This window comes from Synechocystis salina LEGE 00031, assembly GCF_015207985.1.
Taxonomy (GTDB): domain Bacteria; phylum Cyanobacteriota; class Cyanobacteriia; order Cyanobacteriales; family Microcystaceae; genus Synechocystis; species Synechocystis salina.
The window spans coordinates 90946-104536 of the sequence record NZ_JADEVV010000007.1 but is presented as its reverse complement, the minus strand read 5'-3'; the positions used below and the strand labels follow the sequence as shown (position 1 = coordinate 104536).

Below are 13591 nucleotides of genomic sequence, written 5' to 3'. Positions count from 1 at the left end.
GGCCAGGTAACTTTGCCTTCATGGGAGACTAAAGCTCCCCGGATTACCTCGTCTTCCACATCCACCTTAAAGTCTTCCGAGCCCCCCATGTCCTTGAGCAAATGCCAAAGATTAGTGCCATACAGTTGGCTGGATTGACTGGCCATGCGACTGGGTAAATCGGTGTAGCCAATGATGGTTACGCCTTGGTAATCGTAAACCTCACCGGGTTTAGTAACTTCACAATTTCCTCCTTGCTCCGCCGCTAGATCTACCACGACGGAACCGGCCCGCATGGATTTCACCATTGCTTCGGTAATTAACTTGGGAGCAGGACGGCCGGGAATGAGCGCTGTGGTTATGATAATGTCCACCTCCTGGGCCTGGGCTGCAAATAACGCCATTTCCGCCGCAATGAATTCTTCACTCATGGTCTTGGCGTAACCCCCCTGCCCCGTGCCATCTTCCTTAAAGTCCAGCAGAAGAAACTCGCCGCCTAAACTTTCCACCTGTTCTTTGACCACTGGGCGGGTATCAAAGGCCCGTACGATCGCCCCTAAACTTTTGGCCGCCCCGATCGCCGCTAGACCGGCCACCCCGGCCCCAATGACTAGAACTTTGGCCGGGGGAACTTTCCCTGCCGCGGTAATTTGCCCGGTGAAAAAGCGTCCAAACCGATTAGCCGCTTCAATTACAGCCCGATAACCGGCAATGTTGGCCATGGAACTAAGGGCATCTAGCTTCTGGGCCCGGCTAATACGGGGCACCGCATCCATGGCTAGCACGGTGATATTTTTAGCGGCCAATTGCTCCAGCAGTTCTGGACTCTGGGCGGGCCAAATGAAACTAATTAGGGTTTTACCCTCCGGCAACTCTTCCACTTCCTCCGGAGCAGGGGGACGCACCTTGAGAATAATATCCGCTTGGTTAAATAACGTTTGGCGATCGCCAACTATTTGACAACCGAGGGCTTCGTAGAGTGCATCAGCAAAATCAGCCCGACTGCCGGCCCCCGTTTCTAGCAGGAGGTCAAAGCCCAACTTTTGTAGCTTTTTCGCGGTGTCAGGGGTCATGGCCACCCGACATTCCTGGTCAAAGCACTCCCTGGGCACCCCAATCTTTTTCGGGGCTGGGGCAGAAGTAAGGGGAGCAACAGCAGTGGCTGGGGCGGCAATGGTCATGGAAAAAAAATTGGAATAAACACTGGGTTCCTAACTTGCATACTAAAGCGATCATCAAAGTTTTGGGCCAATTTCTTAGAATTGAACAGTTAAGATTGTTTGACAACCAAGTTTTAGCCATGACTAGGCGTAAGGCAAAAAAGCAAAAATTGGAAGCCGCCAGACTCCGTCGAGTTAAGCAAAGAGGCCCCATAAATCCCTGTGATCCCAACGTTATCCCACCGGCGGAAGCCATCATGGCCAATCCCCAGGCATTGAGCCATAACAACACCTATGGACCCATGCCCAGATTCTATGTGGACCAATTGGTGCAATGTCGTCAGTGCGGCAAAGAAGAGGTCTGGAGGGCCGAGGCCCAGCAATGGTGGTACGAAGTGGCCAAGGGCAATATCAATTCCAAGGCCGTACTCTGTCGAGCCTGTCGAGCTGTGGAACAACAAAGGAAAGCAGAGGCCAGAAAGGTACACCAAAATGGCTTAGCCCTGAAGGAAAAACTTGATTAGCCTGATTTTAGGATTGGGCGCAATGGTCATGGGGTATATTGATTGTCGCTTCAGATTCCCTATTACTATCCAACGGCGATCGGGCACAAGGAGAGTGAAACCTTCACCCTGCAACCGTAAGATAGGTAAGGATTGCTCAGGAGGGAACCCATGGATTGGCACGTTGCAAAAAATTACGAGGATATTCTCTATTACAAAGCCGGTGGCATCGCCAAAATTGTCATCAACCGTCCCCATAAACGCAACGCCTTCCGTCCCCAAACCGTTTTTGAACTCTATGATGCGTTTTGTAACGCCCGGGAAGATAGCCGCATTGGTGTAGTGCTACTAACCGGATCTGGGCCCCACAGTGATGGCAAGTATGCGTTTTGTTCCGGTGGTGACCAATCTGTCCGGGGGGAAGGGGGTTATATCGACGATCAAGGCACTCCCCGCCTCAACGTGCTTGATTTGCAACGGTTAATTCGCTCCATGCCCAAGGTTGTCATCGCCCTAGTAGCTGGCTATGCCATTGGCGGTGGCCACGTTTTGCATCTGGTGTGTGACCTAACCATTGCTGCGGATAACGCTGTTTTTGGCCAAACTGGGCCGAAAGTCGGTAGTTTTGACGGAGGCTTTGGTTCCAGTTACTTAGCTCGTATTGTCGGGCAAAAAAAAGCTAGGGAAATTTGGTATCTCTGTCGGCAATACTCAGCCCAGGAAGCCGAACGCATGGGCATGGTCAACACCGTTGTCCCCGTCGATCGCCTGGAGGAAGAAGGCGTCCAATGGGCCAAGGAAATTCTGAGCAAAAGTCCTTTGGCCATCCGTTGTCTCAAAGCCGCTTTCAACGCTGACTGTGACGGCCAAGCTGGGCTACAAGAACTAGCTGGCAATGCCACCCTGCTTTATTACATGACCGCCGAGGGTAGTGAAGGCAAACAAGCCTTTTTGGAAAAACGCTCCCCTGATTTTAGCCAATATCCCTGGTTGCCCTAACTCCCACAATGAACGTTCCGCGCCATCGGTCCCAAGCTATCTAGTAAGTCCTAACCAACCCCGCCATACCCAAAAACGTCTTGCCTAGGCCGCTTCGGCCGTGATCATAGTTTCTGAGGGCTCTTCCACCGCATCGTCCTTGGTGGTGAGGGCATAGGCATGCTCCAAATGAACCACATCTTCAAGGTTTTCCCAAGAACCAGCAAAGGGCCTTGCCGCCAGAGCACAAGCTTTCCATTGGGCCTGTACTGGCACATTGAGTTGGTTACAAATGCCGCCCCGCCTACCTTCAGCTTGGTAGTAACGGCAATAGCGGCAGGAAGAAGTGACAAAATTGGCAGTTTTCATGGGGGTGCGTGGGGAAATTAGGCAGTTATTAAAGTGTTTGAAAAATATCAGCTCGAACTTTCTAGATGTTTATATTTTGCCCTATTCAACCGAGGGGGCAGATCTCGATTAAACTGTTACCCTGTCTGCGTTTACCTGCCCAATGGGAGCAAATTCTCTTCAGGTTGTCTTAATATTCGTTTTACAAATCGATACGTTTGGCGCAGTGCCCAGCCTTAGCGGGTAACAAAATCTTTAAATAATCAAATAGGATGGAACAAAAAAAGACGGGGATCAAGAAAAAACAAGACTAAAATGACTGGTTGCCCAACCAATAATCTTTTTTTAATCAAACTTACTGAGATTGAGCTATCTCGATCCCAGGCTAAAATTGCTTTTCTAACCAGTAAATTACCTTTTCCCCCAGGCACACTCCTTCGAGGCGGTCGATCTCCCGGATTCCCGTAGGACTCGTAACATTAACTTCTGTTAGGTATCCTCCGATAACATCAATGCCGACAAGATATAGACCGTCGGCCTGCAATTTGGGTTTTAGTAAAGCGCAAATTTCTGCTTCCCTGGGGGTAATGGTGGTGGGGGCAACTCGACCACCGACTGCCATATTGCCTCGGAATTCCGCCCCACTGGGAATGCGATTGACGGCACCAATGGGATCACCATCCAGCAAGATAATCCGTTTATCACCGTCCTTGGCAGCAGGTAAAAAACGTTGCACCATTACCGGTTCCCTACCCTGTTGAGTACTAATTTCCACCAGGGAGTTAAAGTTACGATCGCCAGGATCTAGGAATAAAATTCCCTCCCCAGCCTTACCGCCCAAGGGTTTTAACACCGCCGCCCCCTGCTCTTCCAAAAATTGACGGATCAGACCCTTGTCCAAACTAACTACTGTGGGGGGCATCACCGCCGCAAATTGCAGGGTGTACATTTTTTCGTTGGCTTCCCTTAGTCCCTGGGGAGAATTGATCACCATGGTTTCAGTAGGGGCCAGTAATTCCAAAATAAAAGTGGCATAAAGGTACTGGACTGTTACCGGGGGATCCTTACGCATAAACACCGCTTGGCATGCGGTCAGGTCCATCCACTGGGAATCAGACACTTCGTACCAAGGTTGGAAGACTTGCCAGTGGCCATCCACCAAACTCACCGGCTGAAGACGGACCGCCGCCAACTTAGCCCAGGCCTGGCCATTGATAACTGCCAAATCTCCCACTGATGTGACGAAGACTTCATGACCCAATTTTTGGGCCGCCTCCATCATGGCCACGGTGGAATCATGGCCCGGATCGAGTTTTTCTAGGGGATCGACAATAAAAGCCAGTTTCACAGTGGAAATATCCTTGGGATGGGGGCAGAAGCCGTAATGATTAAAGTCAAATAGTACAAATAAAGATTGGCTCGCCCAACTATTGGAGCAGGGGGTCTAATTTGCCGGCACTTTCCAGGGCATAGATATCATCACAGCCGCCAATGTGTTGGTCGTCAATAAAAATTTGGGGCAAGCTCCTTCTACCGTTGGCCCTCTCTGCCATGGCCTCTCTCGCTTCGTTATCGCCGTCAATGCAATATTCTTGAAACTCTACCCCTTTGCGTTTCAATAGCGCCAGGGCTCTCATGCAAAAGGGGCAGGTGCTCCATGTATAAATTTCAACTTTTGCCGAAACAGCCATGGCCATGCTTAATGTAAAGATTTGTACAGTTCTGATTATAGCTGACCCCGTTCGTGGTTAGTGGGGAGCGACAAGCAATAATTGACTGACTCCCATGGGCTATGCTCAACATCAAGGTAACAATGGGCCGTTGGCGATCGCCGCAATGTGGGAAAGCAGACCCATGGTCTCCATTGGCGCTGGCACCATTTCCCCGCGAAAGTCGAGAATTTGTACTAAAACCAGATAGGCCACAGCTAAAATAATCGAGATGGCACCGGTGACAATGGCCACAATTTTGCCTGAATCCATAGTGAGCTCCGCCCCAATTTTTCTGGAGAGATCATTTTCGCCTGATCCTACCACGGGTTCCCCAGAGGGTTTTGGAGCAGACTTGTTCATCCCTAACCACCGATCGCCACTTTTGGCCAGCACCATTTGACTATGATTTCTTCCTTAACCCTCCCCGTACCGGCATTTACCGAAGCAACGTCCTGGGAATGTTGGCGACAAATGCAACAGGTTTCTGTTACCATCTCCGGCCCCAGTCAGTCCAGTGCCATAGCGGTGGATACCAACTTTATCGATCAAGGGCAGGGGGAACCCATGGTTTTTCTCCATGGCTTTGACAGTTCGGTGTTGGAATTTCGCCGCCTACTACCCCTAATAAAAAAAGATTTTCGGGCGATCGCCGTTGATCTGTTGGGATTTGGCTTCACAACTAGATCTAAAACATTAGCGCCCACCCCAGCCAACATCAAAATTCACCTAGACCATTTTTGGCAAAAAATTATTCAAGAACCCATTACCTTAGTGGGGGTATCCATGGGGGGAGCAGTGGCCCTAGATTTTTGCCTCAGCTTTCCCGAACGGGTCAAAAAACTAGTGCTAATAGATAGTGCTGGTCTAGCCAAGCAACCCTTTGCCAGTCGGTTAATGTTTCCACCGGTGGATCGCTGGTTAACTAAATTTTTGGCCAATCCTAAGGTGCGACAAAGCATTGGCCAGGCCGCCTATTACGACCGGAGTTTGGCCAGTGAGGATGCTCGCCGCTGTGCAGAAGCCCATTTAGCCTGTGCCGGTTGGAGTGAGGGACTGATTGCCTTCACCAAAAGCGGTGGCTATGGCTCCTTTTCCCAGCAGTTGGGGCAAATTACCTCACCGAGTCTGATTATTTGGGGTAAACAAGACAAAATTTTAGGCACTAAAGCCCCGGAACAATTCCGTCGCCTGTTGCCCCAGAGCCAACTACTCTGGCTTGATGCCTGTGGCCATGTGCCTCACTTGGAACAACCGGAAGCTACCGCCGCTGCCCTCAGACAATTTTGTCTATGACCACCAAGATCTAAGATCTACTCCCTGGTTTTTAGAATTGAGATCAATAAAGGATAACTGCATCCAGCCGGGGGGATTTTCTTTAGGAAAGAATGGAAAAGGAGTATTATCGTTTACTTTGGTTGGTGCCCCATGCTGGTTCAAAACTTGGAACAAAATTAATTTACAAGTGAACTTATCACCCCAATTATCATCTTCAAGTAATGATTTTTACTAGTACATACTTTGCTCGTTGTCTGGGGTTGAAGAGCCTGTGCAATAAAGGTTTTCTAAACATTGACAATACATGGTCTGACTAATTATGGTTGTCGAAGTTAAAAACAATTATAAAGGTGACTATCCCCACGAATTGTTTACTTTTCTGCTAATATGTCCTATATCCGACCAAAGATTATTTTCTCTTCAGTATCTATTTTGCACTGGTTCATCATTGCCTAAGATAATGTTGAAAATTTAAAATTCTTTTGGTTGCCAAGGGTCCACATTTCACACTGCTACATAATGTCTATCAATGCTTACAAACTAGCTACGACATTGACAGAAGATGGCACGCTCCTGCTCCAGGATTTGCCGTGTCCAGCTGGTACTTCCGTAGAAGTTATTGTGTTGGTTGCTCCCCAGGGAATGGTTCTTCCCCAAGCTGAGAGGGCCCAAGGCCCTGCCCCCGGCAAAGTGGGGGAATCTGGGGCTGACTATATGGCCGCCACCGCCGACACTATGACCGAATGGAATTCTGAAGCTGATAATTCTGCATACCGACACCTATGAACACAATTTACGAACAATTTGACGTCGTCATTGTCCCAGTTCCCTTCACGGATAGGCAATCTGATATTCGTCGCCCCGCTTTAATTTTGTCCGACGCCTCCGCTTTTAATAACCGCATTGGTCACAGTGTTATGGCTATGATCACTTCGGCTAAAAATGCGCCTTGGCCCCTCGATACTCCCATTGAAGATACCCGTTCAGCGGGCTTATTCACTCCTTCGGTGGTGAGAATGAAACTGTTTACTCTGGAACATAAGTATATTCTTGACTGCGTTGGTTCCCTCTCCAAGCAAGACCGCTTGATGGTTAAAAGCGCCTTTCCCCACGTTTTTAAGCTTAATTAAGTTAATCAATTCATCGGGTTTTTATGACCCCACTGCCCCAAACCCCATCAAATCATCCAATTCTTGGTATTCCGGTGGGCGATGATGGGTGGGTTTTCCCCTGCGTATTACTAGGCGATCGCCTTGGGAGCGGGAGAAAAGCTCACTGAAGTAACGGGCTGGAAAGATGACAAAATCCGCTGGGCCATCCACAGCAAGGCAACCTTGGTCTGCCAGGTCCATTAATTGGGCCGGGGTGCGATTGACGGTGGCACACCAACGACCGTAGGGGGGATCCAATTGGCCAATGCGTACGGATTGGTTCAATACCTCCAGGCCATCATGGTCACCAAAGGGAAAAAACGGATCTCGACAATTATCACTGGCAAATACAAGGGGAATGCCCTGAGCTTGAATGTCATGAACTTTGGTAATGCCCCGCCAGGCCGGTTTCTGGGGCTGATCGCGGCCCTGGAGATACAGGTTGCACAGGGGCAAACTAATGATGGCAATATTGGCCTGTTTGACTAAATTCAAGGTTTGCTGGACTTGCTGGGGGGATTGCACATCCAAACTGCAACAGTGCCCACAGACAATTTGACCGGTGAAACCAACTTTTAAGGCGATGGCGGCTACTTGATGTAACACTCGAGAGCGGCGATCGCCATTTTCATCAACGTGGAGGTCAATGGCTAAATTCCTGGCCTGGGCAAGGGTAAATAGGCGCGTCAACTGGGCTTCCACTTGGGGGCAAGCATAGGCCACTCCCCCTAAAATCCCTCCCCACTCCGCCATCTGATCGGCCAATTTTTCTGCCTCTGGAGTGAGGTAATAGTCGGTGCTTACCATGGCTACTCCCTGCAAAGTCAGGCGATCGGCCCAGGTCTGGCGTAGTTGACGAAAAACTTCCCAAACCATTTGCCCCCTCTGCCCTGCCGATTCTAGATGAGTCCGCACCGCCACTGTGCCATGGGCGTAGCTACACTGGAGACCAAATTCCATTCTGCGGTAAATATCCTCCGGTTGTTGATGGTGGGCCGCATCCCGTTCGGTGCCGGCAATGGCCCCGGCAAAGGTTCCATCCCCATTAGGCGATCGCCCCCAGATATGCCCCTTATCCAGGTGGGTATGCATATCCACAAAACAGGGCAGGATCATCCTTTGCTTCAGATTCAACCTGGGTATGGCGTCATCTTTAATAACTTCATTAACGTTTTCCCTCTGCCCAACAGCAATAATATTTTTGATTTTGCCGTCGGCAATTTCTAGATGATAAAGTCCTAAATCTTCCCAGAGCCTAGGAAAATGAATTTCTTGGGGGTAATTTACCCTAGTTTTGATTAAATTGGGGGGAATGTGGGCATTTTCAAGCCAATAATGGCTGTCACTGGGGAAAACCAGAGGGGAAGACATAAAAACAATAATTAGTTTGCCGTTGGATCAACTCAGGGCTTTGCGTTATCCTCCAAGGGAAAAATTCAGCTCCTGTTTGAGATTAGATACCAATTTTCCTAGAACATTGACCAGTATAATAGCCGGATTATCTGCCCTTTACTGACTTTGCCATGATTACCAGGGAAACTTTGCCCATTTATCTACAACGCCTGTGGCGGAATGCAATGGTGCGCTGGTGGATCATCGGCATTATCGCCATGGTCTTTAACGTTGTCCTGCTGGATTGGTTTAAGGTGTCCCTCGGCATGACCCTCACCTGGGCTTCTGTCCTCTCTGCTGAAGTTATTACCATCATTCGTTACGGGGCGATCGACTTGTGGGTCTTTCGTAATCCCAGCCTTTCTTGGCAACGCTGTTGGGAATACCATGTGGCCAACTTTAGTGGCTTTTTTCTCTGGAGTCTAATTATTGTGATTTTGGGCAATAAGCTGGGCTGGGATCATAAAATAGCGGCGATCGTAGCCACCATGATTACCGTTTTTTGGAGTATGGCCACCAACTTTCTTTGGGTCTGGCGTAAACCAAAAAAGAAAGCTTAATTTGGAACCCATTGGTGTGATGGAAGGGATAGATAATGGTAGGTAAGATTTTTTACTTCATTAACGACGAGAAAAACCTTAAATACTGCTTTTTAATTGCAATAGCTGTTACTTTAGGGATTTTTTTGCTCAAGTTCTTTGTCACTGGCTTTGGGGTGTACGGTGATGGATTAGGCTATTACACCCCCTTGAGGTCTTTATTATTTGATGGCAACCTCAGGGTAGATAACGAATATAGTTATTACGCTGAAACCGCAGGCCAATTCAACAGCAGTCCCCGGGTATTTGGACCCATTCCAGAATACAGCAAATACACGGTGGGGCTAGGCATTGTTCTGTTACCGTTCTTTGCCTTAGGCCATCTTGTTGCTCTGATTTTACATCAGTTCAATAACGCCATTCCCGTCAATGGTATGTCCTGGCCATACGAGTTATTTTACTGTTTAGGAAGCGTTGGTTTAGGCATCGCTGGTTTAGCTTTAAGTTATTTATTCGCCCGGCGTTATTTTTCCCATCTCAGTTGTTTATTGGCGGTTACAGGAGTTTGGTTTGCTTCACCATTGAGTTACTACCTATTCATAGAAGTGTCCATGTCCCACGCCGTTTCTGCTTTCCTAATTGCCTTATTTTTATATGGCATATTCACCAAACCTTGGTTAACCAATGGCCGTTGGCAAATTATTCTCGGGCTGGTGATCGCCTTTGCCGCTTGGGTACGGCCCCAGGATGTACTGTTTTTTATCGCACCGATATTGGTGGCGGCAATCGGTTTTGAAGGGGAATTATCGAATGAAAAAGAAGATAATTTAACAACTATTAATTGGAGAAAAAGAAGTCAAACTATTTTTAGAAATATTACTCAGGTAAAATTTTGGCAACCGCTGCTAGTGATTCTGACAGTGGCGGTAATAATGCAAATTCCCCAGCTATTAATTTATCTTTGGCAGTATGGCGGCATTGACCGCATTCCCTATTTAGAAGAGGGGCAAGCTACAGGCCATGGGGGCAGCTTTAATTGGTTGCAACCATCCCTTTGGCAAGTGTTATTCTCCGGTCATCGGGGCCTATTTATTTGGCATCCCATAACCTTACTAGCTGTAGTTGGCTTAGTGCTGGGTTGGCAACTATTGCCCCGTTTAAACACCATTTTTTTGGTAACTTTCCTAGCTCAAGTTTATTTTATTGCCGCTTGGTGGTCCTGGTGGCAGGGAGCTAGTGTGGGGGGGAGAATGTTTAGTAATTGCACTTTTTTATTTGTGTTTGGGATTGCCAGTTTTTGGCAGAAGTTTCCCCGTCAACGCTGGCAGAAATGGGCAGTTTTTGTCACAGCTCTTTTTGCTTTTTGGAATCTGCTAATTGTTTTGCAGTATCAGTCCGGCATGATTCCACCAGAAGCTCCGGTCACGTTGGTAGAGCTATATCAAAATCAATTTAAGGTGATTCCTTTCTTTGTTAGCCATCTTCTGGAAAAATTTTAATTATGAATAATAGCAGAAGGTCGTTGATTAGTTAAGTATAATTAAAAAGTATTACAGCATATTGAGTGGCATCGGGGTTACTGAGTCATGAAAGTTATGATTTGCAACGGTTGAAGAATTTGCCTGGGGGACACCGTAAAAAAAGAGCAGATTCTGGATCGCCCGATAATTTTGGCGTGGCTAATCTCTTGCACAGACCAAATGCTTGTCAGGCAAGGGATTGAGCAAGTTTAGTATTTTCCCTAGAAATGGGCTCTGAAGCTTTGGCAGGCAGCCTTTCTTCATAATGGGAGGGCAATGGAAATCCTTCTTGAGAATTTTAAGATACTCAGCCTGGAAATTTGAGCGGGCTATATCAAGGAAAAACCCAGTCTGGGAACTTGAAACGCAGCAAAAATTTGCAAATAATTTAATTAATTATGAAGCCTTATAAGCCATAAATATTCCTATTCATAGAGATAAATTTAACTAGGGATACCACGTTTTAATTTAAATTTTTCTGCGATCTATGAAAAATAACCAACAAAAAATTGTTTTTTCTGCCTTCTTGGGGCATAATGAAAATAATTTGCAATAGTCTTTGTTAAATCTCTTATAACAGTTCACAGAAGAACCCTTATGTACATCTGCGTTTGCCGGGGTATCAGCGATAAAGAAATTGAAGCCGCCGCTCAACGGGGCATAACCTCCCTGGAAGAATTGTCCGAGTCCACGGGAGTAGGGGCTGATTGTGGTGTGTGCCAGGGCCATGCTTGCCAGGTGCTAGAGGCGATCGCCAGAAGGAAATTAGCTTAGGTGGGAGTCGGGATAAATTGAGTATTAAGTTGAAAAAATACAAATACTAACGATAAGCTTCAATCTACAAACTATTTGACGGGTACATCCCCAGATAAGGGCAGAAATTCCAGTACTTGGTTAACTTCCAAACCCAGTTCTTGAGCCCTTCCTGCCTTCAGTTCCAGCACCTGATTAACCTCTTGGCCGAGGGGGCCGTAGTTGGGACAGGGGTCCGCTTTGCAGGGAGGCACGTTGGGAATAATTTGTTTAATCTGCCCATCCCGCAGAAAGATCATATCCAAGGGAATCAAGGTATTTTTCATCCAAAAACGGGCAATTCTTGGCTCAGGGAAAGTGAATAACATTCCCCGATCGCCAGCTAATTCAGTGCGAAACATCAAACCTTGGGCCTGTTGGGTGGGAGTTGTGGCCACTTCTAGCAAAATTGTTTCCGAGCCAATCGTTACCTGCGCCGTCAGGGGCAAAGATTCCACCACCGGCGATCGAGAGTAGCTAGGACTACACCCCACCGTCCCCATTGCCAATCCAACACCAAAGCCAATGGTTACCAAAGTCCGCAGAATAGATTGGGCTTTAGATTGACCTAAGTTACGGAAAGTCAACGGGGTCATGGCAAACGATGGGGATCAACCCCAAGGGATAGGGGACTAACCAATGGTAGCTAACCAATCCCGCATCAGCCGATTGACGGTGGACGGATCTTCATCGTGGGGACAGTGCCCTGCTGGTAAAAAATGTTCCGTTAACTGGGGATAATGTTGCCGAAACTTGATGCTTCTTTCCTTGACCCGCATCCAGGGATCCCCCTCTCCCCAAATGACCAACAGGGGCGCTTGCAACTTAGCCAGCAATTTGTCCACCATTTCCCCCTGGGGAGATTTGAACACTGAGGCAAACACCTGGGCTGCCCCCGCATCGCAGGAAGGACGGTAAATTTCTTCCACCAGGCGATCGGTCACCGCCGTTTGATCTACGTAAACTTTTTGTAGGGTCTTCCGAATGGTGGGTTTGCGGCGCAAATATTGGAATAGCAAATAACTGGGTAGGGGCTGGAGCATCAAACTTTGGATCATTTTTTGCGCCAAATTGATACTGCGCTCACTAATTTGATCCCCAAATGGCCCGGCGCTGTTGAGCAAGACCACCCCAGCAATTTTGTCGCCACCTTTAGCCGCCGTACAGAGGGCAGCGTAGCCCCCCAGGGAATTGCCCGCCACCACCGTTTTTTCGCCAATCACCTGGTCAATAAAATCCAGTAACTGTTGTTCCCACAGTTGACCACTATATTCCTGGGCGGGTTTAGCCGATCGCCCAAAGCCCAACAGATCAATGGCCCACACCTGGAATTGCTCCTGGAGTTCTTCAATGTTTTTACGCCAATGGTCAGTGGAGGCGCCAAAACCGTGCACTAGCAGTAAAGAGGGCCGATCCGGCTGGGGTTGTCCTGCCCGGACATAGTAAATTTGGTGCCCTTGCCATTGCCAATAATTACCCGTTGGTGCGGTGATCTGGGGCGAAAAGGACTGCATCTTGTTAAGAATTGTTAAGTGAGCTTATTTTCCCATCATAACCCTTTAGCCCGGAGGCCAGCTAAAAGGGCGATCGCCGAGGATATGGAGGTGGAGATGGAACACAGTTTGTCCCACTTCGGCCCCGTTATTGATGACCAGCCGAAACTGATCGCCAATGCCTAAATCCGCCGCCACTTCCTTCGCCTTCAGCAAAAGATGTCCCAGTAGGGCATGGTCTTCCGGGGTTGCCGCCGACAATTGGGGCAGAGGCTTTTTGGGAATTAGGAGCACATGGACTGGAGCCTGGGGGTTAACGTCCTTAAAAGCTAGACAAAGGTCATCTTCATAGACGATTGCCGCTGGAATTTCCCGACGAATAATTTTGCCAAAAATGGTATCTTCTGCCATGGTTTGAACCTCAACTGCCACCATTCAGATTAACCCACTACCAGGGCATAGCTAATTGAATTTTTGTTTAGCCTGTTCATAAACGGCTTCCGTTATCTCTGTGATTCCCGCTTCCCTAGCAAAATTTTCTATTTTCTTGCGGGCGGCAGGACGAACGAAAAAGGGAATTTCCTTTAAACGACTGGTAGCTTCGTCAGTCCAGATAATGGGATCACTCATTGAAAAAACGGGTTTAAAACTTCGCCCTTCAGGACGACTTGACAGGCACATTCTAACCCAGAGGCTTGGCCAAGACTATGCCCAGTAAAACTTAAGTGCAATCTGGCACTAGCCCTAAT

Annotated in this window: 18 protein-coding genes; 8 read left to right on the top strand and 10 right to left on the bottom strand. The window is 48.1% G+C overall.

Translation table 11 applies throughout. The annotated features are described in order from the left end of the window. Positions 1-1160 (bottom strand): Re/Si-specific NAD(P)(+) transhydrogenase subunit alpha (gene pntA / locus IQ217_RS04015; protein WP_194018991.1); only part of this gene is annotated, 1160 nt, incomplete at its 3' end. Between the two features lie 119 nt (positions 1161-1279). On the opposite strand from pntA, the gene IQ217_RS04010 reads away from it, so the two are divergent. Further along, positions 1280-1663, top strand: coding sequence for a zinc-ribbon domain containing protein (locus IQ217_RS04010; RefSeq protein WP_194018990.1), 384 nt, complete (start codon positions 1280-1282; stop codon positions 1661-1663). Positions 1664-1813: 150 nt separating this feature from the next. After that, positions 1814-2641 (top strand): 1,4-dihydroxy-2-naphthoyl-CoA synthase, encoded by an 828-nt coding sequence (gene menB / locus IQ217_RS04005; RefSeq protein WP_194018989.1) that lies wholly within the window; start codon positions 1814-1816, stop codon positions 2639-2641. 84 nt (positions 2642-2725) lie between these two features. On the opposite strand, the gene IQ217_RS04000 is transcribed toward menB, so the two are convergent. From IQ217_RS04000 to IQ217_RS18795, 4 genes are all read right to left on the bottom strand, one after another. Then, entirely contained in the window at positions 2726-2989 is a 264-nt protein-coding gene (locus tag IQ217_RS04000) for a hypothetical protein (protein WP_190599435.1), read from the bottom strand. A 364-nt stretch (positions 2990-3353) separates the two neighbouring features. Next, complete coding sequence (gene gshB / locus IQ217_RS03995) at positions 3354-4316, bottom strand: glutathione synthase (protein WP_194018988.1); 963 nt, start codon at positions 4314-4316, stop codon at positions 3354-3356. Between the two features lie 79 nt (positions 4317-4395). Next, on the bottom strand, positions 4396-4659 hold the full coding sequence (grxC, locus tag IQ217_RS03990; protein WP_190599433.1) for a glutaredoxin 3: 264 nt from the start codon (positions 4657-4659) through the stop codon (positions 4396-4398). Positions 4660-4770: 111 nt separating this feature from the next. After that, the gene (locus tag IQ217_RS18795) at positions 4771-5076 is read right to left on the bottom strand and encodes a hypothetical protein (RefSeq protein ID WP_228023917.1); all 306 of its coding nucleotides are present in this window, start codon (positions 5074-5076) and stop codon (positions 4771-4773) included. Positions 5077-5082: 6 nt separating this feature from the next. Between IQ217_RS18795 and IQ217_RS03980 the strand changes: the two genes are divergently transcribed. The 3 genes from IQ217_RS03980 to mazF all read left to right on the top strand — a co-directional run bounded on the left by IQ217_RS03980 (position 5083) and on the right by mazF (position 7085). Continuing rightward, entirely contained in the window at positions 5083-5973 is an 891-nt protein-coding gene (locus tag IQ217_RS03980) for an alpha/beta fold hydrolase (RefSeq protein WP_194018987.1), read from the top strand. A 501-nt stretch (positions 5974-6474) separates the two neighbouring features. Beyond that, positions 6475-6741 (top strand): type II toxin-antitoxin system antitoxin MazE, encoded by a 267-nt coding sequence (gene mazE / locus IQ217_RS03975; RefSeq protein ID WP_190599430.1) that lies wholly within the window; start codon positions 6475-6477, stop codon positions 6739-6741. Beyond that, positions 6738-7085 carry a type II toxin-antitoxin system toxin ribonuclease MazF gene (gene mazF / locus IQ217_RS03970; RefSeq protein WP_190599429.1) on the top strand — a complete coding sequence of 116 codons (348 nt, stop codon included), beginning with the start codon at positions 6738-6740 and terminating at the stop codon, positions 7083-7085. Before mazE ends, mazF begins: the two co-directional genes overlap by 4 nt. A gap of 21 nt (positions 7086-7106) precedes the next feature. Here the strand turns inward: mazF and IQ217_RS03965 are convergent, their stop codons facing one another. Continuing rightward, positions 7107-8477 (bottom strand): cytosine deaminase, encoded by a 1371-nt coding sequence (locus IQ217_RS03965; protein ID WP_194018986.1) that lies wholly within the window; start codon positions 8475-8477, stop codon positions 7107-7109. 152 nt (positions 8478-8629) lie between these two features. Here IQ217_RS03965 and IQ217_RS03960 point away from each other — a divergent pair, with 152 nt between their 5' ends. The 3 genes from IQ217_RS03960 (at position 8630) to IQ217_RS03950 (ending at position 11331) form a co-directional block, all read left to right on the top strand. Next, positions 8630-9058, top strand: a complete 429-nt coding sequence (locus IQ217_RS03960; protein ID WP_190599427.1) for a GtrA family protein — start codon at positions 8630-8632, stop codon at positions 9056-9058. A gap of 35 nt (positions 9059-9093) precedes the next feature. Further along, the gene (locus IQ217_RS03955; RefSeq protein ID WP_194018985.1) at positions 9094-10536 is read left to right on the top strand and encodes a hypothetical protein; all 1443 of its coding nucleotides are present in this window, start codon (positions 9094-9096) and stop codon (positions 10534-10536) included. A 618-nt stretch (positions 10537-11154) separates the two neighbouring features. Beyond that, on the top strand, positions 11155-11331 hold the full coding sequence (locus tag IQ217_RS03950; RefSeq protein WP_190599425.1) for a (2Fe-2S)-binding protein: 177 nt from the start codon (positions 11155-11157) through the stop codon (positions 11329-11331). Between the two features lie 71 nt (positions 11332-11402). Here IQ217_RS03950 and IQ217_RS03945 read toward each other — a convergent pair whose 3' ends face one another. The 4 genes from IQ217_RS03945 to IQ217_RS03930 are packed head-to-tail and all read right to left on the bottom strand — an operon-like array spanning position 11403 to position 13472. After that, positions 11403-11945 carry a DUF192 domain-containing protein gene (locus IQ217_RS03945; RefSeq protein WP_194018984.1) on the bottom strand — a complete coding sequence of 181 codons (543 nt, stop codon included), beginning with the start codon at positions 11943-11945 and terminating at the stop codon, positions 11403-11405. A gap of 36 nt (positions 11946-11981) precedes the next feature. Beyond that, positions 11982-12863, bottom strand: coding sequence for an alpha/beta fold hydrolase (locus IQ217_RS03940; RefSeq protein ID WP_194018983.1), 882 nt, complete (start codon positions 12861-12863; stop codon positions 11982-11984). A 45-nt stretch (positions 12864-12908) separates the two neighbouring features. Next, a complete protein-coding gene (locus IQ217_RS03935; protein ID WP_194018982.1) occupies positions 12909-13253 on the bottom strand; it encodes a histidine triad nucleotide-binding protein in 345 nt (114 codons plus the stop codon). A 51-nt stretch (positions 13254-13304) separates the two neighbouring features. Continuing rightward, entirely contained in the window at positions 13305-13472 is a 168-nt protein-coding gene (locus tag IQ217_RS03930) for a PCP reductase family protein (protein WP_190599421.1), read from the bottom strand. Positions 13473-13591: the final 119 nt, after the last annotated feature.